The 25,544-nt window shown below is 43.8% G+C and carries 22 protein-coding genes and 1 tRNA gene; 19 read left to right on the forward strand and 4 right to left on the reverse strand.

What is annotated here, in order from left to right; all coding sequences use genetic code 11:
* Position 1: 1 nt before the first annotated feature.
* A complete protein-coding gene (locus tag FFR00_RS16480; protein ID WP_137674515.1) occupies positions 2-409 on the reverse strand; it encodes a hypothetical protein in 408 nt (135 codons plus the stop codon).
* 354 nt (positions 410-763) lie between these two features.
* Between FFR00_RS16480 and FFR00_RS16485 the strand changes: the two genes are divergently transcribed.
* The 3 genes from FFR00_RS16485 to FFR00_RS16495 are packed head-to-tail and all read left to right on the forward strand — an operon-like array spanning position 764 to position 5,806.
* Positions 764-1,411, forward strand: coding sequence for a TetR/AcrR family transcriptional regulator (locus FFR00_RS16485; protein ID WP_137674516.1), 648 nt, complete (start codon positions 764-766; stop codon positions 1,409-1,411).
* Positions 1,408-2,709, forward strand: coding sequence for an efflux RND transporter periplasmic adaptor subunit (locus FFR00_RS16490; RefSeq protein ID WP_137674517.1), 1,302 nt, complete (start codon positions 1,408-1,410; stop codon positions 2,707-2,709). The genes FFR00_RS16485 and FFR00_RS16490 overlap by 4 nt, the downstream gene beginning before the upstream one ends.
* Positions 2,702-5,806 carry an efflux RND transporter permease subunit gene (locus FFR00_RS16495; RefSeq protein WP_137674518.1) on the forward strand — a complete coding sequence of 1,035 codons (3,105 nt, stop codon included), beginning with the start codon at positions 2,702-2,704 and terminating at the stop codon, positions 5,804-5,806. Before FFR00_RS16490 ends, FFR00_RS16495 begins: the two co-directional genes overlap by 8 nt.
* A 55-nt stretch (positions 5,807-5,861) precedes the next feature.
* On the opposite strand, the gene FFR00_RS16500 is transcribed toward FFR00_RS16495, so the two are convergent.
* Positions 5,862-6,206, reverse strand: a complete 345-nt coding sequence (locus FFR00_RS16500) for a hypothetical protein (protein ID WP_137674519.1) — start codon at positions 6,204-6,206, stop codon at positions 5,862-5,864.
* 224 nt (positions 6,207-6,430) lie between these two features.
* On the opposite strand from FFR00_RS16500, the gene ruvA reads away from it, so the two are divergent.
* The 12 genes from ruvA to FFR00_RS16560 all read left to right on the forward strand — a co-directional run bounded on the left by ruvA (position 6,431) and on the right by FFR00_RS16560 (position 16,141).
* Positions 6,431-7,051: a Holliday junction branch migration protein RuvA gene (ruvA, locus tag FFR00_RS16505; RefSeq protein ID WP_137674520.1), complete on the forward strand. Its 621-nt coding sequence runs from the start codon at positions 6,431-6,433 to the stop codon at positions 7,049-7,051.
* Between the two features lie 15 nt (positions 7,052-7,066).
* Positions 7,067-8,074: a Holliday junction branch migration DNA helicase RuvB gene (gene ruvB / locus FFR00_RS16510; RefSeq protein WP_137674521.1), complete on the forward strand. Its 1,008-nt coding sequence runs from the start codon at positions 7,067-7,069 to the stop codon at positions 8,072-8,074.
* A gap of 173 nt (positions 8,075-8,247) precedes the next feature.
* Positions 8,248-8,646: a tol-pal system-associated acyl-CoA thioesterase gene (gene ybgC, locus FFR00_RS16515; protein ID WP_137674522.1), complete on the forward strand. Its 399-nt coding sequence runs from the start codon at positions 8,248-8,250 to the stop codon at positions 8,644-8,646.
* Positions 8,636-9,319 carry a protein TolQ gene (gene tolQ, locus FFR00_RS16520; RefSeq protein ID WP_137674523.1) on the forward strand — a complete coding sequence of 228 codons (684 nt, stop codon included), beginning with the start codon at positions 8,636-8,638 and terminating at the stop codon, positions 9,317-9,319. Before ybgC ends, tolQ begins: the two co-directional genes overlap by 11 nt.
* Positions 9,320-9,331: 12 nt before the next feature.
* Positions 9,332-9,769 carry a protein TolR gene (tolR, locus tag FFR00_RS16525; RefSeq protein WP_137674524.1) on the forward strand — a complete coding sequence of 146 codons (438 nt, stop codon included), beginning with the start codon at positions 9,332-9,334 and terminating at the stop codon, positions 9,767-9,769.
* A gap of 13 nt (positions 9,770-9,782) precedes the next feature.
* Positions 9,783-10,757, forward strand: a complete 975-nt coding sequence (gene tolA, locus FFR00_RS16530) for a cell envelope integrity protein TolA (RefSeq protein ID WP_161985194.1) — start codon at positions 9,783-9,785, stop codon at positions 10,755-10,757.
* An 8-nt stretch (positions 10,758-10,765) separates the two neighbouring features.
* Positions 10,766-12,112: a Tol-Pal system beta propeller repeat protein TolB gene (gene tolB / locus FFR00_RS16535; RefSeq protein ID WP_174235970.1), complete on the forward strand. Its 1,347-nt coding sequence runs from the start codon at positions 10,766-10,768 to the stop codon at positions 12,110-12,112.
* A gap of 30 nt (positions 12,113-12,142) precedes the next feature.
* On the forward strand, positions 12,143-12,706 hold the full coding sequence (pal, locus tag FFR00_RS16540; protein ID WP_137674526.1) for a peptidoglycan-associated lipoprotein Pal: 564 nt from the start codon (positions 12,143-12,145) through the stop codon (positions 12,704-12,706).
* A gap of 25 nt (positions 12,707-12,731) precedes the next feature.
* Complete coding sequence (gene ybgF, locus FFR00_RS16545) at positions 12,732-13,499, forward strand: tol-pal system protein YbgF (RefSeq protein WP_137674527.1); 768 nt, start codon at positions 12,732-12,734, stop codon at positions 13,497-13,499.
* A 197-nt stretch (positions 13,500-13,696) separates the two neighbouring features.
* Positions 13,697-13,772, forward strand: a tRNA-Lys gene (locus tag FFR00_RS16550).
* 109 nt (positions 13,773-13,881) lie between these two features.
* Positions 13,882-14,940, forward strand: coding sequence for a quinolinate synthase NadA (gene nadA, locus FFR00_RS16555; protein WP_137674528.1), 1,059 nt, complete (start codon positions 13,882-13,884; stop codon positions 14,938-14,940).
* A gap of 151 nt (positions 14,941-15,091) precedes the next feature.
* Positions 15,092-16,141 (forward strand): GMP reductase, encoded by a 1,050-nt coding sequence (locus FFR00_RS16560; protein ID WP_137674529.1) that lies wholly within the window; start codon positions 15,092-15,094, stop codon positions 16,139-16,141.
* Positions 16,142-16,199: 58 nt separating this feature from the next.
* On the opposite strand, the gene FFR00_RS16565 is transcribed toward FFR00_RS16560, so the two are convergent.
* Both FFR00_RS16565 and gap read right to left on the reverse strand, forming a co-directional pair.
* The gene (locus tag FFR00_RS16565; protein ID WP_137674530.1) at positions 16,200-17,048 is read right to left on the reverse strand and encodes a D-hexose-6-phosphate mutarotase; all 849 of its coding nucleotides are present in this window, start codon (positions 17,046-17,048) and stop codon (positions 16,200-16,202) included.
* A 66-nt stretch (positions 17,049-17,114) separates the two neighbouring features.
* Entirely contained in the window at positions 17,115-18,110 is a 996-nt protein-coding gene (gene gap, locus FFR00_RS16570; protein ID WP_137674531.1) for a type I glyceraldehyde-3-phosphate dehydrogenase, read from the reverse strand.
* A gap of 316 nt (positions 18,111-18,426) precedes the next feature.
* On the opposite strand from gap, the gene malQ reads away from it, so the two are divergent.
* The 4 genes from malQ (at position 18,427) to msrB (ending at position 25,542) form a co-directional block, all read left to right on the forward strand.
* Complete coding sequence (malQ, locus tag FFR00_RS16575; protein ID WP_137674532.1) at positions 18,427-20,625, forward strand: 4-alpha-glucanotransferase; 2,199 nt, start codon at positions 18,427-18,429, stop codon at positions 20,623-20,625.
* A 170-nt stretch (positions 20,626-20,795) separates the two neighbouring features.
* Positions 20,796-23,006: a 1,4-alpha-glucan branching protein GlgB gene (gene glgB, locus FFR00_RS16580; protein ID WP_137674533.1), complete on the forward strand. Its 2,211-nt coding sequence runs from the start codon at positions 20,796-20,798 to the stop codon at positions 23,004-23,006.
* Positions 23,007-23,053: 47 nt separating this feature from the next.
* Positions 23,054-25,153: a glycogen debranching protein GlgX gene (glgX, locus tag FFR00_RS16585; protein WP_137674534.1), complete on the forward strand. Its 2,100-nt coding sequence runs from the start codon at positions 23,054-23,056 to the stop codon at positions 25,151-25,153.
* Entirely contained in the window at positions 25,150-25,542 is a 393-nt protein-coding gene (gene msrB / locus FFR00_RS16590) for a peptide-methionine (R)-S-oxide reductase MsrB (RefSeq protein WP_137674535.1), read from the forward strand. Before glgX ends, msrB begins: the two co-directional genes overlap by 4 nt.
* Positions 25,543-25,544 lie beyond the last annotated feature (2 nt).

Here is a 25,544-nt window from a genome sequence, read left to right on the forward strand (position 1 = left end):
CCTATATAGAGTCGTTGAGAGCGCTCAGTACTTGTTCGGCGTAACTGTCGCTGTCTAAAGACTGCATCCAACCAAATCGTCGACCAATTTCCGTGAAGGTGATGCGCTTAAGGTCTTCTTCGCTACCTAGCTCGGTATGACTCAGTTCATCCCAAGTGCTTAAGTGTACTAAGGCTGCTTGTTCGTAGCTTATTTCTAGGTTCATTAATTCTTGAGGGGTATATCCACTGTCAAACGCGTCGTTAGATACCTTCTGTTGCAGATAAATGACCGAAGCAGCGCAAGCGGTTTGTTGTTCGTAACGTTGATAAGTGGTTTCAGTTAGTTCGCTTGCTAAGGAATGAGGGGCGATAAAAGCCGTTAGCCCGATTATTACGCCAAGAAAACGTTTGCTAAATTGTTTTGTCATCGTGTCACCTTATTAAATACTTATTTGTATGGTGACGTCCGGTGTCTGATGAATCCTATTTAGGAGGGAGTATATTGATTCACCCAGTGCTTAGAAATATCGATAAATGACTTATAGATATGTCACTTTCCGTATAACTAACGGTATATCTGAGGTTAATACCGCTCTTCGAGTAAGCTCCTTCGTGAAAGAGTAAGCATCTGTGAGTTTGCAATAAGGCTTTCTTCAACAATGGCTTGAAGCGATGAGTTTCACAAAATTCATTGAATGCGCTGGATTGAGGAATTTAACTTAACGCACCGATTTAACATTTAGATTAGAATTATTCTACAGTTGAAGAATAACCAAACGATTATGACCATTAAGAACAAAGTTGGCCGACCCAAAGGGGATAGCCAAGCTCGAGAACAGCTGCTGTTGGCAGCCACAGAATTGTTCGTGAGCCTTGATTACGACAAAGTGTCAATTCGCATGATAGCGAACAAGGCAGAAGTAGATGCGGCTTTAATACGCTACTACTTTGGATCTAAAGCTCAGTTGTTTGGAGAAATGCTTAACAGTGTGGCAAAACCAGTTTTTGCTACTTTGGATAAAGCCAGTCGCGATTTTGATGCCGATGACTTAGGGCGTTTGATGCGCAGTTACTACCAAACAATGGTAGAAAACCCGTATTTTCCTAAGCTTATATTTAAGCTGAGCAACACCCCTAAAGAACATGAAAGTGCTCAACAACTGCAATATATGATCGATAATATGGGGCGCTTTAAAAGCAAACATTTATTCGACCAGCTATTAAGCAACAATGTGTTACTAGACGACGTTGACACAGAGCTAGCTCAGCTAAGTTTTTTAAGTTTAATGGTATTTCCATTTTTGATACCAGAACGCTTATTACAAGCCAATCAAATCGCATTATCTAAAGCTAAGTTTTTGAAACTAGCAGACCACAATATTCAATTGCTACAACGTGGCTTATTTAAACACAAAGGAACCGATTCATGAGCATCACTAAACCTTGGCTAATTATACCTGGCGTAGCAATAGGCATAATTGTGCTGGTGTTAGCTATCACCAGTAAAGAAGTGGTGCCGTTAAACACTGAGCATCAATCATCTCGCTTAGTGGAAGTAACAACACTAACTAAAGTTGATGCCGCACCCATGGCAATTGCTTTTGGTCAGGTTGAACCTAAAACCAATTGGGAAGCGGTTGCTGAGGTGAGTGGCAATTTGGTGTTTCGTCATCCGCAACTAGAAGAAGGGCGGTTTCTTAAACAAGGGACATTGTTGTTAAAAATAGATCCCTTGGAATACACCTTAAAAATGACTCAGGCGGAAGCAAATTTAAACGCTAGCAAAACCCAAATCACCCGCTTAGTTCAGGAAGAAACCAATCTAAAAACCAGTTTATCGATAGAGCGACAGCGGGCGTTATTGGTGGAAGAAGAGTATTTACGAAAACAAAAACTAAAAACACAAAACCTTATTTCAAGCTCTGAGTTAGAGAATGAAAAACAAAATGTACTGATACAAAATAAAGTTATTCAAGAGTTAGAAAATGCGCTGCAGTTAGTACCTGATGATCGTCGTGTATTAGAAGCGCAATTAGCTGTAGAGCAAGCCAAATATGAAGACGCCAAACGGCAACTAAGTAAAACCGAAATTGTATTGCCTTTTGATGCCAAAATAGCGGAAGTTAATATTGAAAACGAGCAGGTAGTTAACTTGCAATCGGTCATGGTAGTGGCGCAAAAACTCGACACAATGGTCGCCGATGTACAGTTGTCTTTGGGCGATATGCGCCAGTTGATCGCTAGCGTTCAACATTATCAGAACACTGCGGGTTTACCTTCCATTGACGATTTAAATTTTGATGCGTCTATTAGCTTGGTTGCTTCAGGCATTGAATACAAATGGCCAGCAAAAGTCGCTAGGGTTGCCGAATCTGTCAATGTAGCTCAAGCCACTGTTGGCATGTTTCTAGAGGTAGAGCAAAATCTCGCGGCGATGGATCTTGCTCAACAGATCCCCTTAACCAAAGGCATGTATGTGCAAGCGAAAATACAAGGCTATCCTCAATCTCATTTTGTGGTGCCAGAGCGAGCTTTACATGGCACTAATATCTACTTAATGGATGAACAGAAGAACCTCCAAATACTGCCCATTGATGTGTTGTTTAGAAGTGAGCAGGGCGTTGCGATTAGTGGTGAGTTACATGAGGGGCAAATACTCATTCTTAATGATTTAATTCCTGCTGTAAATGGCATGACCTTGCGTACCAAGGAGCAGGGTGATGCTTAATTTCTTTATTCGCCATCCAACCCTTGCCAATTTGTGCATGATCACCTTTTTGCTGCTGGGTTTAAGTAGCTTAGGTACCTTAAAGCGTGAAACATTTCCAGAGTTTACTAACCCCTTTATTATTGCAACGGTGGTTTACCCTGGCGCGTCGCCAAGCGAAGTAGAAGAAAGCTTATGTATGCGCATGGAAGATGCAGTAGACGGCTTGTCTAATATTGAAGAAACACGCTGTGAGGCTGTTGAAGGCTTGGGTTCGCTAATCGTTAAGTTAGACGGAGACGCAGATGTTGGTCGCATGTTGGTGGATATACAAACCGAAATAAACGCCATTAAAGACTTTCCAGAGCAAATTGAACCGCCAGTCGTAAAAGAAATGGATTGGGCTGAGCCGGTAGTGGATATCGCTATTAGTGCGCCAGCTAGTTGGCCGGATTTAAAAGCCTATGCTGAAGAATTGAAACACATTCTAAAAGTAGATTACGACGTGGCCATGGTGAGTGTGAGTGGCTTTTCTGATCACCAGTTACGGGTGGAATTAGACCAAACAGCGCTACGGCGACTGAACTTAAGTGTTAACGATATTGCGAGCACTATTAGCCAACAGAATATCAATTTGCCAGCAGGCACCATTGAATTAAACGAAAAGAATTTGCTGATCCGTTTTGATCAGCGAAAGCGAGACCCAATTGCATTAGCAAAAACCGTTGTCGCCTCAGACAGCAATGGCAGCGTGGTGTATTTAGGCGATGTCGCAAATATTAGTGATCGCTTTGAGCTAGATGAAGAAAAAATACTGTTTAACGACTTGCCCTCTGCGATGCTCAAAATCAGTAAAAACAAAGCCGACGATGCCTTGCGAATAAAAGATTCGGTTCAACGTTTTGTTGATGACCAGCGTCTGGTTGCGCCAAACGGGGTAAGCCTAACCTTAACCAATGATATGTCGTCACTGTTGAGCGACCGTTTAAACATGATGCTTAAAAACGGCTGGCAGGGCATCATTTTGGTATTTTTGAGCATGTGGCTGTTCTTTTCGTTGCGATATTCGTTTTGGATAGCCGCCGGTCTGCCCGTTGCTTTTATGGGTGGCATGTTCTTAATGTCGGTGTTTGGCTTATCGATCAACATTATGACCTTAGTCGGTTTGCTAATGGCCATTGGCATTATGATGGATGACGCGATTGTGATCGCTGAGTCAATTGCAGCGCATTTAGAGCGGGGAATGAGTGCTGACGAAGCGGTAGTTAAGGGTGTTAAAAAAGCGGCACCAGGGGTTATTTCATCCTTCTTTACTACCATTTTTGTGCTGGGTAGTTTGATGTGGCTAGATGGCCAAATGGGCGCAGTGTTAAGCGTAGTGCCAATGGCATTGCTGTTAGTGCTATGTATTAGCTTAGTAGAGGCATTTCTTATTTTGCCAAACCACCTGCGCCACACTTTGCAACATCAAGGCATTGAAAAGCCAGAGTCTGGCTTTAAAGCCAAGTTCCTCAATATGTTTGAAGATTTTCGCCTTAACAAATTAGTGCCGGCCGTAACATTTGTGGTTAAGTGGCGCTATGTTTCTGTGGGTGCGGTATTCGGCTTATTGCTGCTATCGTTTTCGTTGGTGGTAAGCGGTTTACTAAAGTTTACCGCGTTCCCTGAACTTGATGGTGATATTGCTGAAGCAAGAATCATTCTCCCACCAGGTTCAAGCTTGTCGCAAACCGAAACCTTAGTGGCAGAAATTGTGACTGCTGCCCGTCAAGTTGGCGAACAATTTACCGAACAGAATAACGAGCCGCAGCGTTTAATTCACGACATTACCGCTCAATACAATTACAACGCTGATGCCGGAGAATCTGGTCCGCATGTGGCAACTGTTCGTTTAGATATTTTATCAGCAGAAGTGCGCAATACTTATATCGAAGAGTTCATTAGTGCTTGGCGTGAACAAGTAGGTGAGCAAGCTTTACCGTTAGCGTTGGCGTTTACGCAACCTACTATGGGGCCAGCAGGACGAGCTGTTGAAGTGAGGCTACAGCATTCAGATTTAGACACCTTAAAAACTGCCTCGGTAGAGTTGCAAGCCTATTTGAGCCAGTTTAAAGGGGTGAATAGCATCCTTGATGACATGCGACCCGGTAAAGAAGAGGTGGTAATTTCGTTACGTGGTGGCGCTGAATCTTTTAATGTAAACGGACAAATGGTGGCAGAACAACTGAGAGCGTCTTATCAAGGAGCGATTGCGGATGAATTTCAACTTGGCCCTGAAAACATTCAAATCGATGTACGTTTAGATAAGTCGCAATCCGGTAGTTTACAAGCCTTGGCTAATTTCCCGGTAGTGCTTAGCGACGGAAAACAAGTGCCTCTATCTTCAATTGCCAACTTAGAATATCAACGATCGTTTGTCCGCATTCAGCGTATAGACGGCTTACGCACGGTAACTGTGATGGCTGATGTTGATACTCGAGTTGCTAATACCAACGAAGTGATGCAACTGGTACAAAAAAGTTTTCTTCCTGAGCTAATTGCTAAAATACCTGGCTTAAGAGTTGATTTTGAAGGGGAGGCTAAAGAGAGCGCTAAAGTGGGGTCGTCTTTGGGTAAGAGCTTCACAATTGGCATTTTTGGTGTTTTTGCCATTTTGAGTTTTCAATTTAGAAGTTACCTTGAACCCGTGATCGTATTAACTGTTATTCCCATGGCGTTAATAGGTGTGTTGTGGGGACACTTTTTGTTAGGGCACAGTCTAAGTATGCCCTCTATACTAGGCTTTATTTCATTGGCTGGGATTGTGACGAATGACTCCATATTGTTGGTGCAATATATTCGGCACCATTTAGATGAAGGAGACGATGTTTATCAAGCGGTGGTGAACGCCAGTAAAGAACGCTTCAGAGCGGTATTTTTAACCTCACTTACCACCGCCGCGGGTTTACTGCCGTTGTTGTTAGAGACTAGTTTACAAGCACAAGTGGTGCAGCCTATTGTGGTGTCTATTGTGTTTGGGATTGTAGCGTCAACGATGATGGTATTGTTTATTATTCCGGCGGCCTACGCTATTTTGGCCGATTGGAACTTAGTGCATAAGCATAAAAGCTTACATTAGTTATACGGCCAAGCCTCTTGCTTATTTAAGTATGAGGCTTGGTCAATTTAGGTAATTAGCCAGTAGAGGTGTGTGCTGAGGCTAAGTCGTAACACTGATAAGCAATTCCTCTAATGGCCACATCTCGCCTAAAGGCTTTTTTAGAGGCCTGACGATAGCTGGTGATTGATACTGTGTCTGCCGTTGGATATTGCGGGCGTACCGATTTTACATATTCATCGCGAGCTTCATGTCCTTTTGAATCATGGTGGCTAGTGTAATAAACACTGCCAAGTGCGGTGCATTGGGAGATATCTCGGTCGTCTTCCAATAACGTTACACCATGGTAAGTAGTGGGAGTGTTTGAGCAGCCCGTTAAAACAATTAGGCTAGCGGAAACGATAAGCATTAATTTATTCATGTATTACCTCGATTTAGTTTACGTACACTCTCCTTGTTGGTTATTTGTTCAATTGTAATGTCAACTTTTTGTTTTAGATATATCGCTAACAGACTCACAGAGTTATCGCTGCGCGAGTTAATCATCCCTTAGCCAACACATTTTCCAATTTCAAATATAGAGGGCTGGATATATATCCAGTATTTAAGGTAAGCTTACGCTATCTAAAGTTAGGAGTCTTTGCAGTGATCGCTACCATTAAAGGTATCTTAGAAGAAAAAGTCCCACCTTTTGTATTGATAGATGTAGCCGGAGTAGGCTACGAAATACAACTTCCTATGAACTGCTTTTACCAATTGCCCGAACTGGGTGAGTCGGTGCGTTTATTAACGCATTTTATTGTGCGAGAAGATGCCCAATTACTTTATGGCTTTCACGACAAAGCCTCGCGTTCGTTATTCCGCGAGCTGATAAAAGTAAACGGTATTGGGCCTAAAGTGGCCTTGGCCATTTTGTCTGGCTTGAGTTGCGAGCAATTTGTATTCGCGGTTAAACACGAAGACTTATCAAGTTTGGTAAAAGTGCCAGGCATTGGTAAAAAAACCGCAGAGCGTTTGTTAGTAGAGATGAAAGACCGTTTGAAGAACTGGAACGCCGAACTACCCGCTACACCATTAAGCGATAGTTTATCTAGCCATGGTGACTTACCCTTGGTGGCTACAGTTGATCCTAAAGAAGAAGCCGTTGCAGCGCTTGAGTCGCTGGGTTATAAAGGCATTCAAGCAGAAAAACTGGTTAAGCAAGTGTATTCAAACGGCATGATCAGTGAAGAGTTGATCCGCGAAGCACTAAAAGCGGCTTTGTGAACAAAGGTAGAGTAAATGATTGAAGCAGATCGCTTAGTTTCCGCCACGCCGGTGATTGAAGAAGAAACTGTAGACCGCGCGATTAGACCCAAAAAGCTGGATGATTACACCGGCCAGCAAGCGGTAGTTGAACAATTAGAAATATTTATTGAAGCAGCTAGGCGCAGAGAAGACGCGCTAGATCATTTGTTAATTTTTGGTCCTCCGGGTTTAGGTAAAACCACCTTAGCCAACATTGTGGCTAACGAGCTTGATGTGAATATTAAAACCACCTCTGGCCCTGTATTAGAGAAAGCTGGTGACTTGGCAGCTTTGCTCACTAATCTTGAACCTGGCGACGTATTGTTTATTGATGAAATTCATCGGCTTAGCGCAGTAGTTGAAGAAGTGCTGTACCCAGCGATGGAAGATTACCAGCTGGACATTATGATTGGCGAAGGCCCAGCGGCCCGCTCGATTAAACTCGATTTGCCCCCATTTACGTTGATTGGCGCTACCACGCGCGCAGGCATGTTAACGTCACCCTTGCGGGACCGCTTTGGTATTGTGCAACGCTTGGAGTTTTATAAAACTGACGACTTGGCCGAGATTGTTAAACGAAGTGCGCATTATCTAAATTTAGAGCTTGATGCTGAAGGGGCGTGGGAAGTTGCTAGGCGTTCACGAGGAACCCCGCGTATCGCTAACCGTTTATTGCGACGTGTTCGTGATTTTGCTGATGTAAAATTTGATGGCAAAGTAACGCAAGAAGTAGCTGCTAAGGCGCTAGATTTACTGAGCGTAGACAGTGCTGGTTTCGACTACATGGACACTAAGCTACTCAAAGCGATAACGGAAACTTTTGCAGGTGGTCCCGTTGGCTTAGACAACCTTGCTGCAGCCATTGGTGAAGATAAAGAAACCATTGAAGATGTACTCGAACCGTTTCTTATTCAGCAAGGCTATTTACAACGTACCCCACGTGGTCGCATTGCTAGCGATAAAGCCTATTTACACTTGGGTTTTGATATACCTAAGCGTTAAAAATGCTGTCGTTTAGTCACGACAGTGTGGTTTAAAAATCGGCTTAAAGTGTTTAGTTTTAAGCCGTTACCCCAGTTTTCTCACGCAATTCTCTAAATTAAGTGGTTTGAGTCTTAACCTTATGCACTTGCCTGTGTATAGTATTTTCTAATTGAAATACTAGGGTAGGTGTAATGTCGGTTTTAGCTGTTCGGGTTTATTACGAAGATACTGATGCGGGAGGCGTTGTTTATCATGCTAACCATATCAAGTACTTTGAACGAGCGCGTACAGAATGGCTACGAGAGCTCGGCTACGATCAAGATACCTTGATGGAACAAGATCTTTGTTTTGTTGTTCGTTCTCTTACTATCGACTACAAGCTTCCTGCTCGATTTAACCAAATGCTCAACGTAACAACGCGAATTGATACGATGAAACGAGCAAGCATGGTTTTCGAACAAACAATCACAAATGCTGCACAACAAGTCATTGCCCACGGAATGGTTACCGTGGCTTGTGTCACATTGTCATCAATGAAGGCCACGGCCATTCCTGAAACACTTAAAGAGGATTTACTCGGTGCACTCTGATATGTCATTTATCGGCTTGTTTTGGCAGGCGAGCCTATTAGTTAAGTTTGTAATGTTATTGTTGGTGAGTATGTCTATTTACTCGTGGGCGATGATAATTAATCGTAATCGAGTACTTAAGGCTGCAAAATCGTCTAGTGATAGTTTTGAACAGAAGTTTTGGTCTGGTGTAGATCTCAACAAACTGTATCAAGAAAGCAACGCGCGTGCTGATCATTTACAAGGAATGGAACAAATCTTCCATTCAGGCTTTAGAGAATATGTACGATTACATAAAACCAGCGGCAGAAGTGCTGACGCGGTTATGGACGGTACTTACCGAAGTATGCGGGTATCTTTGTCTCGCGAAGTTGAGTCCTTAGAAAACCAGCTGCCGATGCTAGCAACAATTGGTTCAATTAGCCCGTATATCGGCTTGTTTGGTACTGTGTGGGGCATTATGAATGCTTTTATTGCCTTAGGCGAAGTTCAACAAGCCAGTTTGAATATGGTTGCACCAGGCATTGCCGAAGCACTTATCGCAACGGCTATGGGCCTATTTGCTGCTATTCCTGCGGTTATTGCCTTTAACCGTTTTTCGACCGGGGTGGCTAAACTAGAAAATGGTTATGCCAACTTTATGGAAGAGTTTTCCAGTATTTTGCATCGTCAAACGCACACTGGCGCTAACTAGTAAGGGGCGAGAGTGAACCATTATCAACGTCCTAAAAGACGCTTAGTTGCCGAGATTAATGTGGTGCCCTATATCGATGTGATGTTGGTGCTACTGATCATTTTTATGGTAACGGCTCCGCTCATTACCCAAGGGGTAAAAGTGGATTTGCCTCAGGCTAGCGCAGAAGCGATGCCCGAAGACAGTAAACCACCGTTGGTTGCTACCGTAGATGAAAGTGGTCAGTACTTTTTAGACACTGGCGATAACAGTGACTCTGCTAAGCAATCGGTGTCTGGAGACGATCTACAAGCTTTAGTGATTGCGCATCTGCAGTTAGACCCTGATTTACCCGTAGTAGTGCGTGGTGACAAAAATGTTCGTTATGAGCAAATTATAAACTTAATGGTATTGCTGCAAAGTGCAGGTGTACCTTCTGTGGGTTTAATGACCCAACCCGACAATAATTAGAATAGGAATAGCATTGAAGTCGCCATTTAGCCTATCGGTTATTATTTCAATTGTGCTGCATGCCGGGTTGTTTATCGCTTTGGTATGGTCGGTAGATTTTGAGCGGGTGAAGCTAGAGCCAACACCGAGTGCACCTATTATTAACGCAACGGCTGTAGACATTAATCAAGTGACTCAGCAAGTTGAACGTTTAAAGAATCAGCAACAAGCCAAGGTAGATAAAGAAAAACAACGTATTGCCAAGGCCGAGAAAGACGCCGAGCAAGCGCGTAAAAAGCGCTTAGCTGAAGAAAAGCGAATTAAGCAACTGGAGTTGGAAAAACGCCAGCAGGAAAACGCTAAGAAAAAAGCGGACGAACAAGCCCGCCGAGCCAAAGAAAAACAAAAACTAGAGCAGCAAAAGGCAGCTAAAGCCGAGGCTGAGCGCGTTAAGAAAGAAGAACAGCGCAAAGTAGCAGAAGCTGCCGCCGTGGCTGCAGAAGCCGAGCGAGTGCGTAAAGTGGAACAGCAAAAGAAAGCTGAAGAAGCGGCACGTAAAGCAGAAGAAACTCGCAAACGTAAAGAAGAAGAGGCGAGAGTTGCTTCTGAGAAAGCGGCTAAAGCTGAAGCTGAACGTAAACGCCAAGCTGAAATCGCTCGCCAGGAAGCTGAGTTTGAGCGTCAAATGCAGTCGGAAATGGCTGTAGAAGCAAATGCCAGACATCAACGCCAAGTACTTGGTGAGGTAGATAAGTACCGAGCGCTAATTATGTCTACTATTCAACGTAACTGGTTGATTGAACCAAGCATGTTAGGCAGACAGTGCCAGATCCAACTCACTTTGGCGTCTAGCGGTTTTGTTACCAGTATCGGCGATGGTAAAGGTGATAGAGCAGTGTGTGAATCCGCTCGTCGAGCGATTAAAAAAGCGGTTTCGTTACCCGTTTCTAAAGACCCAGATGTATTTGCGAAAATGAAAAATATTACTTTAACCTTAAAACCGGAATAGCTGTGATGATGAAAAAATTCTTAGTGAGTGTGAGCTTAGTGTTCGCATTTATGAATGTTGCTCAAGCTAACCTAGAAATTGTAATCACGGAAGGTGTAGACAGTGCTCGCCCTGTTGGGGTAGTGCCGTTTGTATGGCAAGGACATGGAGACGTCCCTCTAGATTTAGCGAAAGTAGTCGCGGATGACTTACGCCGCTCAGGCAAGTTCAACCCTGTTGCCATTAGTGATATGCCGCAGACCCCACAATCAATAGAACAAATTGATTATGAAGCGTGGGCTGCATTGGGCGTAGAAGCGGTACTGACCGGAAAAGTAGAAGCGCTAGAGGCGGGTAAGTTCAAAGTGAGTTACACCTTGGTAGATGTATTACGAGGGCAAGTAACCGCGGGCAATAAACAAGAGCTAAAAGATGGCCAGTTAGTGACTAGCCAAGATCATATTTTGCTCGACCGTTTCAAAAGTGTTGCACGCGCTCAGTTGCGCCAAATGTCGCATTTGATCTCGGATGGTGTTTATCAGTCATTGACTGGAGAGCGGGGTGCATTTCTCACTCGTATCGCTTACGTAGTGGTGAACAATGAAGCTACATACCCATATCAATTACGCATTGCTGATTATGACGGTCACAATGAAAAAACCTTATTGCGCTCTCAAGAACCGCTTATGTCACCGTCTTGGTCGCCAGACGGCCGCCAACTGGCCTACGTAAGCTTTGAGAACCGTACTGCAGAGATTTACGTTCAAGATATCTATACGTCACAACGCACTAAACTTACGTCTTTTAGCGGTATTAATGGGGCGCCAGAATGGTCACCAGACGGTTCCAAAATCGCCTTGGTATTATCAAAAGATGGCCAACCAGATATTTATGTGATTGAAGTTGCCAGTAAAAAGTTAAAACGTATCACTAAAAACCGTCGAATCGATACCGAGCCTACCTGGTTGCCAAGTGGCAACGATTTGCTGTTTTCTTCGGAGCGTGGCGGTAAACCACAAATTTACAAAGTTAACTTAGACACTAACAAAATCAACCGCGTTACCTGGGAAGGTGAAATGAACTTAGGTGGCTCGGTAACACCTGACGGTTCAGCATTGGTGATGGTGAGTCGTGTTAACGGCCAATATCGCATTGCTCGCCAAGATTTTGATACGGGTTATGTACAAGTATTAACGCGCACTCAATTAGATGAGTCGCCAACAATTGCACCGAACGGAAGCATGATTATGTACAGCACAGTGGCCGGCGGCCGCCAAGTGTTGGCATTGGTGTCCATGGACGGAAGATTTAAAGCAACTTTACCAGCTAAAGAGGGCAGTGTACGCGCTCCAGCTTGGTCTCCTTTTTTAAACTAGAAAAAACTATGTGATTACAAGGAATCCATAATGCAATTCGAAAGAGTAGTAAAAACAATATTTTTAGGTTTAGCCTTTGCGGGTTTAGCAGCGTGTAGCTCAAACAACACTAGCGATAGTGATGTGAGCGAAACAGATAAAGCCGGTGGAGAAACCGTTATTATCGAAGATACCACTAATGACGAAACAGCTGGCGGCGTAGAAGTTGGTTCAGTTGATCCAGTGTTGAGTGCTGAAGAAGAAGAGCGCCAAAAGGCTGCTGAATTACGTCAAAGCCAAGTGGTTTACTTTGAGTTTGACCGTTCAGACATCGGCGGTGAATACGCCGAAATTCTTGAAGCTCACGCTAGCTACTTACGTGATAACCCATCGGTATCAGTGCTAATTGAAGGCCATACCGATGAAAAAGGCACGCCAGAGTACAACATCGCGTTGGGCGAACGTCGTGGTAAAGCCGTTTCAAAATATTTGCAAAGTTTGGGTGTGTTAGCATCGCAGATCTCAATCGTAAGTTACGGCGAAGAGAAGCCTGTAGATAATTCTCATACCGAAGCAGCTATGGCTAAGAATCGTCGAGCTGTGTTAGTTTATTAATACGCTTAATCGTGTAGAGTAATTTATGAAACTTAATATGATTACGGCTACTTCTGTAGCCGTTTTATTTTCCGCTAGTATTTATGCCGCCGCCCCTGTAGAGGAAGCCGGCAGCTCGTCAAAAGCTGTAGCTGTTACGTCAACCGCGTCTAGCTTAAGTTTAGAGCAACGCATTGAGCGCTTAGAGCGTATGTTGCAAGCGCGTAATCAAGTTCAACTCGACTTACAAAATCAAGTAGAAGATATGTCTAACAGCATGTCTACCTTAGTGGGTCAGCTAGAGCAGAGTAATTATCAAATTGAACAAATGATTGAGCGCCAACGCGAAATCTATCAAGAAATGGATCGCAGATTCGCTCAAGTACAAAGTTCGCCTGTTACCGCAAAATCAGCCACCGATTCTGCTGCGCCAACCGCTGCTGGTGAAGACCAAGCTTACGACGCCGCAGTGGCTTTAGTTATGCAAGATAAAGATTACGATGCTGCCATACCGGCTTTTCAAGGCTTTATTGCTGACTACCCTAAATCCACTTATGCACCTAACGCGCATTATTGGTTAGGCCAGCTACAATATACACGTGGACAACGTGATGCGGCCTCAGAACAGTTTAATAAAGTTGTTAACGATTATCCGCAATCTAATAAGGTTGCTGAGTCATTGTTAAAATTAGGTATCATTGCACAATTTCAAAATAACAATGAAGAGGCAAAAAGCTTGTTTGCTCGCGTTGTAAAAGAGCATCCAAATACTGCAGCAGCAGGATTGGCACAGAATCGCTTAGCGCAGTTTTAACGCGCTTTTAAGCGAATAAAGTTCAGCAAATTCAAAATTCTGTACAAACATGAAGCTGGTTGCTTAATTGCTGAACGCTTAGAAAAAAAGATTCAAAATACTATTGCACAACAGTCTTAAATCCGTATCATAGGCCGCCGTTGAGTCGGGGCAATTGCAGAGGCAATTTTGAGCCGGATTTAACTGAAGTTCAGAGCGGGTTGTTAGCTCAGTTGGTAGAGCAGTTGACTTTTAATCAATTGGTCGAAGGTTCAAATCCTTCACAACCCACCAATCTCTTCTAGCTTTTCACTGAAATAGCCACTAATTCTTTAGTCCAATAACTGCCATTCGCTTAGTTCACTGTGTATAATACTCGAATTATTTTATCTCAGATGTAGTTATGCAGCAGCTCGAATATTTTAACGAAACCATTTACCCATTTCCTCCTAAACCAGCTCCGCTTGATGATGAGCAACGTGCAGCGCATAAAGCGCGCATTAAGCAACTGCTCGTAGAAGAAGATGCTGTATTGGTGGCGCATTATTATACCGACCCTGAGATTCAAGCTTTGGCCGAGGAAACTGGTGGCTGTGTCGCCGATTCATTGGAAATGGCTCGCTTTGGTAATAACCATCCCGCAAAAACTCTCCTGGTTGCTGGCGTGCGCTTTATGGGGGAGACTGCAAAGATCCTTACCCCTGAAAAGAAAGTGATCATGCCCACTTTAGAGGCAACCTGTTCTTTGGATTTAGGGTGTCCAGAAAAAGAGTTTGCAGCGTTTTGTGATGCTCACCCTGACCATACTGTAGTGGTTTACGCTAATACGTCTGCGGCGGTAAAAGCACGTGCTGATTGGGTAGTTACCTCTAGCATTGCAGTAGATGTGGTAGAGCACTTAGACGCTGAAGGTCATAAGATTATATGGGCGCCAGATAAACACCTTGGCGGGTACGTTGCTAAGCAAACAGGCGCCGATATGTTGTTATGGCAGGGCGCCTGTATCGTGCATGACGAGTTCAAAGCAAAAGCCTTACAGCAGTTAAAACAGCAATACCCAGACGCAGCAGTATTGGTTCACCCTGAGTCTCCAGAAAGCGTTGTAGCGATGGCTGATGCAGTAGGCTCTACTAGCCAGTTGATCGCTTCTGCACAGTCTTTGCCACATAAGAAGCTAATAGTGGCCACAGACAAAGGCATCTTCTACAAGATGCAGCAAGCTTGCCCAGATAAAGAAATGATTGAAGCGCCAACCGGTGGCAACGGTGCTACTTGTCGCTCTTGTGCGCATTGCCCGTGGATGGCGATGAATGGCTTAAAGGCTATTGAGGAAGCTTTGTTAGACGGTACTGGTAAAGAAGTGTTTGTAGATGAAGCCCTTATTGATCGGGCATTGGTACCGCTAGATCGTATGTTAGGTTTTGCAAAAAACAATCAGATAAAGGTGAAGGGGAACGCTTAAGCGTTAATCATCATATCTCAAGCCAGCCTAAGTGCTGGCTTTTTTGTGTCTGCTTGAGAGAGCGAAGAGGGTATATTATTAATGTTTTTGTCATCAATAAAGGTTTGCTATACTCTTCGGGTTTTGTGCCTAATAACTAGCAGAGAAGTAGATGAGAGTTGAAACAGATATAAAGCTGGGTTTTAAAGACGTTTTAATCAAACCAAAGCGTTCAACATTAAAGAGCCGTTCGCAGGTTGTACTAGATCGGAATTTTACCTTCAAACATACTGGCAGTCAATGGGAAGGCGTACCTGTTATTGCTGCCAATATGGATACGGTAGGAACATTTGGTTTAGCAAAAGCCTTAGCCGAGCACCGAATGATGACGGCGGTTCACAAGCACTACAGTATTGAGCAATGGTCTGAGTTCTTATCTGCTATGCCGGCAGACAAGATAAAGTACTTAATGGTGAGTTGTGGCACCTCGGATGCTGACTTTGAAAAAACGAAGCAAATTTTAGCGCTAAATAAAAACCTACAGTTCATCTGTGTAGATGTTGCAAATGGCTACTCTGAGTATTTTGTAAGCTTTGTTCGCAAGATGCGAGACACTTTCCAAGATAAAGTGATTGTAGCGGGTAACGTAGTTACTGGTGAGATGGTAGAAGAATTGATACTTAGTGGTGCTGATATCGTAAAAGTGGGTATTGGCCCTGGCAGTGTTTGTACAACGCGCGTTAAAACAGGGGTTGGTTACCCTCAGTTGTCGGCCATTATTGAGTGTGCTGACGCTGCTCATGGTTTAGGTGGACAAATTGTTGGTGATGGTGGCTGTACCCAAGCTGGTGACGTAGCCAAAGCATTTGGCGGCGGCGCTGACTTTGTGATGTTAGGCGGTATGTTAGCCGCTCACGAAGAGAATGGCGGCGAAGTTGTAGAGCAAGATGGCAAGAAGTTCATGAAGTTCTACGGTATGAGCTCGCAAACCGCAATGGATAAGCATACCGGCGGTGTAGCCGAGTATCGAGCATCTGAAGGTAAAACGGTATTGCTTCCTTATAAAGGCAGCGTTCAGTTAACTGTTCAAGATGTGTTAGGCGGCGTACGTTCGGCGTGTACTTATGTTGGTGCGTCTGAACTTAAAGAGTTGACTAAACGGACGACGTTTATCCGAGTACAAGAGCAAGAAAACCAAGTGTTTGGCATTACTAAGGTATAAGCCCTTATAGCCAATAACGACATAAAGCCCCAATCGCAAGCGTTGGGGCTTTGTTTTTTTAGCGTATTATTTGAACCAGCTTATGTGATTGCTGCGGTTTCACAGCTTGTGGTTGCTGGGTTATCGCTGTTTCTACACAAATAAAGTTATCCGCACTGCTTACATCTGGCATTTTGTTTGCGAGTTTATCGCCAGGATTCCATACCACTACACTGTCGTGACCACGATGTTCTATGGTTGTTTTAGATGCCCCAAAAACTAGCTGACTGACCGATTGAGGCTGCAAATAGATGCGATCTGTTTCGTCACTTAAGGTAAAACTAGCGACATTATCTACTTTTGTGCTTGATACTGAATCAATATATTGATCGCCAAGTGATCCGATGTGTAGTTTTTTTACATCAGTAATGAAATAACTGTGCAAGGCGCCAGTATATTTGAAGCTTTTTTCGCTGTGATTAGTCGTGACTAATTCGATTCTAGCCTCTGACCCTAAAGTAAAACTACAGCTTAACGCGACTCCTGAGTTAGAGCTGCTTGGTAGTGAAAAGCTTAGGTAGCAATGCTCTTGGCTTGTGGTAATGGTGTCTAGCGTCCACAAGCTGGTTCTTGCGTAACCATGCTTAGTGTTGTTTTCGTTACCTAGATTACCGAAATTTGGCCAACAAATAGGTATACCACCTCGTATCGCTGCTCCTTTGGTAAATAAGCTATCATCGCTTAACCAAAGTTTTTCATCGCCAGGGTTAGGGCGGTAACTCACCAAGTGGGCGCCTTGTTGGGCAATAAGAGCCTTTGCTGCAGGGTGGTCAACCCAATAGAACACCATTCCTTCGTTGTTATGTACTTCGAACACGGCATTATCTAGCTGCTTGACGACTTTGAGTTGGAGCTTTTCTAGGATCATAAATTTTACCTATAAAAAAAGCGACCCTAAGGTCGCTTTAATATTCTAGCTTAAAAGCTACATTTCTTATTTAGAGATGTGAGCGATTAGGTCTAGAACTTTGTTTGAGTAACCGATTTCGTTGTCGTACCAAGATACAACTTTAACGAACTTGTCAGTTAGAGCAACACCAGCTTTTGCATCAAATACAGAAGTTTGAGTTTCGCCGATGAAGTCTTGAGAAACAACTTGGTCTTCAGTGTAACCAAGTACGCCAGCCATTTCGTCTGCAGAAGCAGCTTTCATAGCAGCACAAATTTCTTCGTAGCTAGCAGCTTCTTTAAGGTTAACTGTTAGGTCAACTACAGAAACGTTAGCAGTAGGTACGCGGAAAGCCATACCAGTTAGTTTGCCGTTTAGCTCAGGAAGTACAACACCTACAGCTTTAGCAGCACCAGTTGAAGAAGGGATGATGTTTTGAGAAGCACCACGACCACCGCGCCAGTCTTTAGCAGAAGGACCGTCAACAGTTTTTTGAGTAGCAGTAGTAGCGTGAACAGTAGTCATAAGACCAGATTCGATGCCCCACTTGTCGTTTAGTACTTTAGCGATAGGCGCTAAACAGTTAGTAGTACAAGAAGCGTTAGAAACGATGTCTTGACCAGCGTAAGAAGCTTGGTTTACGCCCATTACGAACATAGGAGTAGCGTCTTTAGAAGGACCAGTAAGAACTACTTTTTTCGCGCCAGCAGTGATGTGCTTACGAGCAGTCTCGTCAGTTAGGAAGATACCAGTTGCTTCAGCAACTACATCTACACTAATAGCATCCCATTTTAGATCTTCTGGGTTGCGCTCAGCAGTAACGCGAACAACGTTGCCGTTTACTACTAAGTTACCGTCAACTACTTCTACGCTACCGTTGAAGCGACCGTGAGTTGAGTCATACTTAAGCATGTAAGCCATGTATTCAACGTCGATTAAGTCGTTAATGCCTACAACTTCGATGTCGTTGCGCTCAACAGAAGCACGGAATACGAAACGTCCAATACGGCCAAAACCGTTAATACCAACTTTAATTGTCATAGTGATACCTAATGTTCCTAGTGTTAACAGATGTATAATTTGGTTGTAAACTTACAACATTTTCAAATTTCTTCAAGTCGAATCGGCGATTAATTTGCGCGACATCAATTAATGCCTTAAAAATGAGCAAGCTAACATTTGCAGGAAGAAGTATTAGCTCAGAAGTAAAAAAAAACAATCAATATCACTCAATCTCAGATAAAATTAATTTAGCGAAATTTGTGCTAGATCGAAAAATCGAGCGTTAGGATGAGTACAATACACGCGCTAAAAAAACAATAATTAGTTAGATAAAAGCAATAACTCGGGAAATGTTATGTCAGATCAAATCATTGAACAGTTGGTAAAGCTTCGCGGCATTGAAACCAGCTACGTTGATGCTTGGGGAAATCCGGCGCAAGTCGTACCTGAAAGCAAATTAAAACTGTTAAAGGCGCTAGGTTATCCAGTAGATAATGCAGAGCAATTAGCACAGCGTTATGAAGAAGACGTGCTTAACTATTGGCAGCAAGTAATGCCAGTGGTAAAAGTGGTTCGTGTTGCTTCAGAATATCCACTTGAAATCCGTGTTCCTATTGAATTAGCTAACCAAGAGTTTACTTGGAAGTTAAGCACAGAGCAGGGTGAACAGTTTAAAGGGCAAATTACCCCTGTTGATGGCGAGCTAATTGAAGCTCACGCTATAAACGAAGTGGAGTATCAAGCTTACACCGTTAGCCTAAGTCTAGAATTACCTATTGGCTACCACAATTTAAGTATCTCGTTAAAAGGTGGTCGTAAGGTATTAGCTGAAACTCGTTATATTGTTGCGCCTCAAGCAGCATACATTCAGCCAGATATTGCCAACGGTAAAAAGGTATGGGGCCCAAGCGTACAGCTTTATTGTCTTCGCACCGAAACCAACTGGGGCATTGGTGACTTCTCAGACCTACAAGTATTAGTTAAAAACATTGCTGAAAAAGGCGGTGATTTTGTTGGTCTAAATCCAATCCATTCTTTATACCCTGCTAATCCAGAAGCGGCTAGCCCTTACAGCCCATCATCTCGTCGCTGGTTGAATGTTGTTTACATCGATGTTGAAGCGATTAGTGAGTTTGCTGAGTCAGACGCAGCTGCGTTAGTAGCAAGTAGTGTTTTCCAAAACCGCTTAGAACAGCTACGTAGTAGCGAGTGGGTAGACTACACCGGTGTAACTGAAGCTAAAATTGAAGCACTTAAACTCGTCTTTAAGCAGTTCCAAACCATTCAAAAAGGCCGCTCTAAGCGTGCTAATGCTTTCCGTAGTTTTATCAAAGAAGGTGGCGAGAGCTTAGCAGCTCAAGCAACTTACGATGCACTACAAGCACATTTATACGACACCATTGGCAATGCATGGGGTTGGCCAGCTTGGCCTGATGAGTACAAAGAGTACCATTTACCTGCAGTAGCCGAATGGGTTAAAGCCAACCAAGACGATGTTGATTTCTACTTATGGTTACAGTGGATTGCCGATGAGCAATTAGCCGCTGTTGACCAAGTGGCTAAAGATTCGGGTATGGCAATGGGCCTATACCGTGATTTAGCAGTAGGTGTAAGTGAAGGCAGTGTTGAGATTTGGGCAAATGGCGATCTTTACTCACTAGATGCTAGTGTTGGCGCACCACCAGACATCCTAGGTCCTTTAGGTCAAAAGTGGGGTTTACCTCCAATGGACCCATCGGTTCTAGAAGAACAGCAATACCAACCAATGGTTGATTTGTTCCGTTCTAACATGCGCTCTTGTGGTTCATTACGTATTGACCACGCCATGGCATTATTACGTTTATGGTTAGTGCCTGTAGAAGACTCTGCTGATAAAGGTGCTTACCTTTACTACCCAATCCAAGACCTACTAGGTATTTTGGTACTAGAAAGTCACCGTAATCAGTGTCTGATTATTGGCGAAGATTTGGGTACTGTACCTGACGGCATTTTTGAAGTGCTGCAAGAAAACGGTGTTCACTCATACCGTATTTTCTTCTTCGAGCAAGCGGAAGACGGTGGTTTCATTTCTCCAGCGCATTACCCAGAGCAAGCAATGTCTGCGGTAACCACGCATGACATGCCTACACTTCGCGGTTTCTGGCATTGTGATGATTTAGCTTTAGGTCGCGAACTAGGTATCTACCCAGACGAAGAAGTATTGCAAAGCCTTTACCAAGATCGTCATGAGAACAAGCAGAAATTGCTTGATACCTTACACGGTCACCAGAGCATTCCAGACTATATCTCACGTGATGTGAATTGGGTGGGCATGGATAAAGGTCTGAACTACGGTATCCAAGTTCATATGGCCAAAGGTAGCTGCAACTTGTTATCTGTTCAGTTAGAAGATTGGATGGAAATGGACAAACCAGTTAACGTACCGGGCACGTCAAGCGAGTATCCAAACTGGCGCCGTAAGTTGTCTTGGAACTTAAGTGACTTATTTAATAATCACGATGTTCAACACTTAATGTACTCACTATCTGACGCTCGCGCTAAAGTTAGCAAGTAACATTGACGAAATTGTAATCAAGCGCTCCTAGGAGCGCTTTTTTTTGCCTATGAAAATGTTTTCTATCTCACTTTAATCCCTATTAATTGAGAAAAGCTTGGAGACTTGCGCTAACCTAAGCTTAAATGACCAAATCCCCTTATTCTCAGGACCTTAAGGTAACTATAATAATGAAACGATCTTTGTCTTCTCAGGTTTCTCAATTAGTTCAACAATTGTCTAGCGTTCGCTTAAGCGAACCATTTAACTCACTGGGTTTAAACGCTGTAAAAAGCGGTAAGGGTTTAGTGTTGCGAGCTTGGCAACCAGACGCCAAATCGGTCTCTGTATTGTCCCTTAAAGGCGATGTGCTGGGGACCATGAGTCAGCTATCGCCGCAAGGCTTATTCGAATTAGAGTTTGACACAGACCAAGCCTTTGCATATAAACTTGAAGTCGATTTTGGTGATAACAAAATTAAAGTTATCGACCCTTATCAGTTTACTGAAGTTGCCTACGAAGGCTTAGCGACTATGTCTCATGCACCGCAAAACCTTTATCAGGTATTGGGTGCCCAAGTTAAAACCATTGAGGTTGATGGCGTCGCGGTTAAAGGTGTGCGTTTTGGGGTGTATGCGCCTAGCGCTTCAGCGGTTAGTTTAATTGGTGATTTTAATCACTGGGATGGTCGTCGTTTACCAATGCAGCGCTCACTAGACGGCCACTGGGTATTGTTTGTACCTGGCTTAGACGCGGGTACTAAATACAAGTATGAATTAAAAGATCGCCACGGACATTCTCTCCCACACAAAACTGACCCGGTAGGTTTCAGCTCTGAGCAATACCCGTCGTTTGCCTCTGTAGTTTGGGATCACGACCAATACCAATGGAATGATCAGGCTTGGATTGATTCGCAGAATAATGATAAACGCCATCAACCAATGAGCGTATACGAAGTTCATTTAGGATCTTGGCGTCGTAAGATTGAAGACACAGGCAATAACTATTTGAGCTACAGAGAGCTTGCTGTAGAGCTTGTGGAATACATCAAAGAGATGGGTTACACCCATATTGAGGTATTGCCTATTTCAGAGTTCCCATTTGATGGCTCTTGGGGTTATCAACCTATTGGCCTGTTTGCGCCTACTAGCCGTTTCGGTAATCCTGATGACTTTAAATTCTTAGTCGACCAGTGCCACCAAAATGGCATAGGTGTGATTGTAGATTGGGTACCGGCGCATTTCCCTAGTGATTCACACGGCTTGGCTCAGTTTGACGGAACCCACCTTTACGAGTACGAAGATCCTCGCCGTGGTTGGCATAATGACTGGAACTCTTACATCTACGACTTTGGCCGGGATACGGTTCGTCAGTTCTTGGTGGCCAGCGCACTCATCTGGTTAGATAAGTTCCATGTAGATGGTCTTCGAGTTGATGCTGTTGCCTCAATGCTTTACTGGGATTATTCGCGCGAAGAAGGTGAGTGGGTACCTAATGTAGATGGTGGCAACCACAACTACGAAGCAATTAGCCTACTAAAATGGTTTAACGAAGAAGTGTATCGCCAATATCCACATGCGATGACCATTGCTGAAGAGTCTACTGCTTTTGCTGGCGTTTCTCGTCCAACCTTTACCGGTGGATTAGGCTTTGGCTTTAAGTGGAACATGGGCTGGATGCATGATTCTTTGGACTACATGCAAAAAGACCCAGCGTTTAGAAAATATCATCATAACGAAATTACTTTTGCCATGGTGTACAACTATGACGAAAACTTTGTGTTGCCCATTTCTCACGATGAGGTGGTACATGGTAAAGGTTCGTTGCTGGGTAAAATGCCTGGAGATGAGTGGCAACAAGCCGCTAACTTACGAGCCTATACCGCATTTATGTATGCTCACCCGGGCAAGAAGTTGAACTTTATGGGTAACGAAATTGCTCAAGCCAGTGAGTGGAACCATGATACTAGCCTAGAGTGGAATGTGCTGGAGTTTCCCAAGCACAAAGGCCAGCAAGAGCTAGTTAAGCAACTAAACAAAGTCTACCGTGGCCATCCGGCAATGTTTGAGGGTGATTACGATACCAATGGCTTTGAATGGATTGACCATGATGATTGGGAAAAAAGCGTACTGGTATTCCAGCGTAATGCCCTTAATAGCCAAGAAAAAGTTGTTGTAGTGAGTAACTTTACACCTGTTCCCCGCAATAACTACCGCTTAGCCTTGCCAGAGCAAGGGCGTTACCGCATTATTCTAAATACTGACTCAGAAATGTATTGGGGCAGTAACTACGATGCGGGAATTGAATTCCAATCTGAAGCGGTTGCCAGCCATGGTCGCGAAAATTCACTGATATTAAACTTGCCACCACTATCAACATTGTATTTAATCAAAGTAGATTAAATAATTGATAACTCCCCCTGTCCAAAGCAGGGGGACCTAAGGTTTACATGTCAACAAGAAGTCAACTAAAGCCTTTACCTTTTAGCCTGAGTCAATATCAGGTGTCCCCTGGAAGAGATTTCCCCCTAGGCGCTACGCTTGATGCCAATGGATGTAACTTCGCCATTCATGCCGGCGATGCCAAACACATAGAGTTATGTTTGTTTGATGAGCAAGAAAACGAAATCTCTCGTTTAGTGTTGCCCGGCAAACAAGGCGGTATTCGCTATGGGTATGTGGAGGGTATTAAAGCCAGTCAATTTTATGCTTATCGGGTGTTCGGCAAATACCAGCCTGAACACGGCTGTTGGTATGATCCACGCAAGCTAATTCTAGACCCTTACGCTAAAGCCATTTCTCGACCACTTGTTTGGGATAGTAAAGCTTACCAGGAAGATGACGCAGACCTTATACCTAAGTGTATTGTTCGAGATGACGATTTTGATTGGCAGGGCGTAGCTAAACCTAACATCGACCGCCAAGATATGGTCATGTATGAAACTCACGTTCGTGGCTTTAGTAAGCTCAACGCCAAAGTAAATAGCGACGATCGTGGCAGTTACTTAGGTATGGTGAATAGCCACAGTATCCATCATTTAAAGAGCCTTGGTATTACCTCGGTACAGTTACTGCCTACCGCAGCGTTTATGTCGGAGCCGCGTTTAAAATCATTAGGCTTGAGTAACTATTGGGGTTACAACCCCATTCTGTTTATGGCGCCCGAACCGCGTTACGCCAAATCTGATGCCTTAACAGAATTTAAGACCATGGTGCGCGAATTTCATCGCAATGGCATTGAGGTGATTCTGGACGTGGTTTTTAATCACACAGCAGAATCGGGATCTGACGGCCCAACCCTTTGTTATCGTGGACTTGATAACAAAAATTATTACCTGTTTGATCAAATTGGTGACAGCCCAAATTACAGTCAATACGCCAATAATACTGGTTGTGGCAATAGCGTGAGCTTAGATCATTCAATCAGTTTACGTTTAGTATTAGACAGCCTGCGTTATTGGGTTGACGTAATGCAAGTTGACGGTTTTCGCTTCGACTTAGCGGTCAGTTTAGGCCGGGAAGATAATCACTTTTCAAGTCATGCTGCATTCTTTAAAGCTGTGGCCCAAGACCCTATTTTGTCGCGGGCTAAAATGATAGCAGAGCCTTGGGATATTGGCCCAAATGGCTACCAGCTAGGACATTTTCCAGAGCGGTGGATGGAGTGTAATGACCGGTTCCGAGATACAAGCCGCGCATTTTGGAAAGGTGAGCACGGTTTGCTTGGTGAAATGGCCACCCGAATTATGGGCTCTCGCGACTTATTTCTTGCAAGTCGACGTAGTATTCACACCAGTGTGAACTACATTTGTTACCACGATGGCTTTACTTTAGACGATTTGGTTAGCTACGAGCAGCGTCATAATCATGCTAACGGCGAAGATAACCGTGACGGCCATGGTCATAATATCTCTGCTAACTATGGAGAAGAAGGTGATACAAAAGACAAAAAGGTACTTGCGACTAGGCGTAAACAAAAGCGTAATTTATTAGCTACTTTAATGCTTTCGCAAGGCGTACCGCATTTTCTTGGTGGGGATGAACTAAGCCGCACTCAGCAAGGCAATAACAACGCGTACTGCCAAAACAACAAAATGAGTTGGTTTAATTGGGAGTTAGATACGCATGAGCAACAATTTTTAGAGTTTTGTCAGCAGCTTATTGCACTGCGTAAACGCTCACGAGTTTTTCATTATCTTCAGCTGGAAAACGACAGTTACGAAAAATGTCACTCCCAGCATCATAGTGTTCGTTGGTATCGCCACGACGGTGACTTTATGCATCAAGAGGATTGGCATGAGTCGCATGGGTGGGCTGTAGCAGTAGAGATACGAAACCTAAGACAATCGAAAGAGCGTTGGTTATGGATTATTAACGCTAGTTCTCACGCTATTGATTTTATATTGCCTGCAGTAGAAACATCGCAACATTGGACTCAGCAAATGGATACAGCGCATGAACAAGCTATTTTCGTTAAGAAACTTAGAGACACAAAAAGTGTCAAACTAAATGCCCGTTCAATGCTGTTATTGGAACAAACGAAATCGTGACTAAAATAGTAAAAGATGAACAAGAATGGCAAGGCTTGCTTACCGAACTTGCGTTTCAAGTAACAAGGAAAGGAGCAACTGAGCGTCCGTTTACGGGCACTCTGTTGCATAATAAAGAGCAGGGCATGTATCACTGTGTGTGTTGTGATTTACCACTGTTTAGCTCGGTGTCGAAATTTGACTCGGGATGCGGTTGGCCGAGTTTTGACAAAATTGCTGAAAGCCGCGTGGTCACCTTTGTACGAGACCAAAGCCATAACATGGAGCGTATTGAGGTGCGTTGTAGCCAATGTGATGCGCATTTGGGCCATGTCTTTAATGACGGACCCACTGACACTGGCGAACGCTATTGTATAAACTCAGCAGCCTTAGGTTTCACTGCTGAGTAAAT

Origin of the sequence: Agarivorans sp. Toyoura001, from assembly GCF_005405585.1 — a bacterium.
In the GTDB taxonomy this organism is placed as follows: domain Bacteria; phylum Pseudomonadota; class Gammaproteobacteria; order Enterobacterales; family Celerinatantimonadaceae; genus Agarivorans.

Excerpts from the sequence above, each read along its gene's own strand:
- ybgC (WP_137674522.1), top strand. The coding sequence starts at position 8,248 with ATGTCGGTTTTAGCTGTTCGGGTTTATTACGAAGATACTGATGCGGGA.
- FFR00_RS16500 (WP_137674519.1), bottom strand. The coding sequence starts at position 6,206 with ATGAATAAATTAATGCTTATCGTTTCCGCTAGCCTAATTGTTTTAACG.
- malQ (WP_137674532.1), top strand. The coding sequence starts at position 18,427 with ATGTCAGATCAAATCATTGAACAGTTGGTAAAGCTTCGCGGCATTGAA.
- FFR00_RS16560 (WP_137674529.1), top strand. The coding sequence starts at position 15,092 with ATGAGAGTTGAAACAGATATAAAGCTGGGTTTTAAAGACGTTTTAATC.
- nadA (WP_137674528.1), top strand. The coding sequence starts at position 13,882 with ATGCAGCAGCTCGAATATTTTAACGAAACCATTTACCCATTTCCTCCT.
- ybgF (WP_137674527.1), top strand. The coding sequence starts at position 12,732 with ATGAAACTTAATATGATTACGGCTACTTCTGTAGCCGTTTTATTTTCC.
- FFR00_RS16480 (WP_137674515.1), bottom strand. The coding sequence starts at position 409 with ATGACAAAACAATTTAGCAAACGTTTTCTTGGCGTAATAATCGGGCTA.
- FFR00_RS16485 (WP_137674516.1), top strand. The coding sequence starts at position 764 with ATGACCATTAAGAACAAAGTTGGCCGACCCAAAGGGGATAGCCAAGCT.
- FFR00_RS16565 (WP_137674530.1), bottom strand. The coding sequence starts at position 17,048 with ATGATCCTAGAAAAGCTCCAACTCAAAGTCGTCAAGCAGCTAGATAAT.
- FFR00_RS16495 (WP_137674518.1), top strand. The coding sequence starts at position 2,702 with ATGCTTAATTTCTTTATTCGCCATCCAACCCTTGCCAATTTGTGCATG.
- gap (WP_137674531.1), bottom strand. The coding sequence starts at position 18,110 with ATGACAATTAAAGTTGGTATTAACGGTTTTGGCCGTATTGGACGTTTC.
- ruvB (WP_137674521.1), top strand. The coding sequence starts at position 7,067 with ATGATTGAAGCAGATCGCTTAGTTTCCGCCACGCCGGTGATTGAAGAA.
- glgB (WP_137674533.1), top strand. The coding sequence starts at position 20,796 with ATGAAACGATCTTTGTCTTCTCAGGTTTCTCAATTAGTTCAACAATTG.
- tolB (WP_174235970.1), top strand. The coding sequence starts at position 10,766 with ATGAAAAAATTCTTAGTGAGTGTGAGCTTAGTGTTCGCATTTATGAAT.
- glgX (WP_137674534.1), top strand. The coding sequence starts at position 23,054 with ATGTCAACAAGAAGTCAACTAAAGCCTTTACCTTTTAGCCTGAGTCAA.
- pal (WP_137674526.1), top strand. The coding sequence starts at position 12,143 with ATGCAATTCGAAAGAGTAGTAAAAACAATATTTTTAGGTTTAGCCTTT.
- FFR00_RS16490 (WP_137674517.1), top strand. The coding sequence starts at position 1,408 with ATGAGCATCACTAAACCTTGGCTAATTATACCTGGCGTAGCAATAGGC.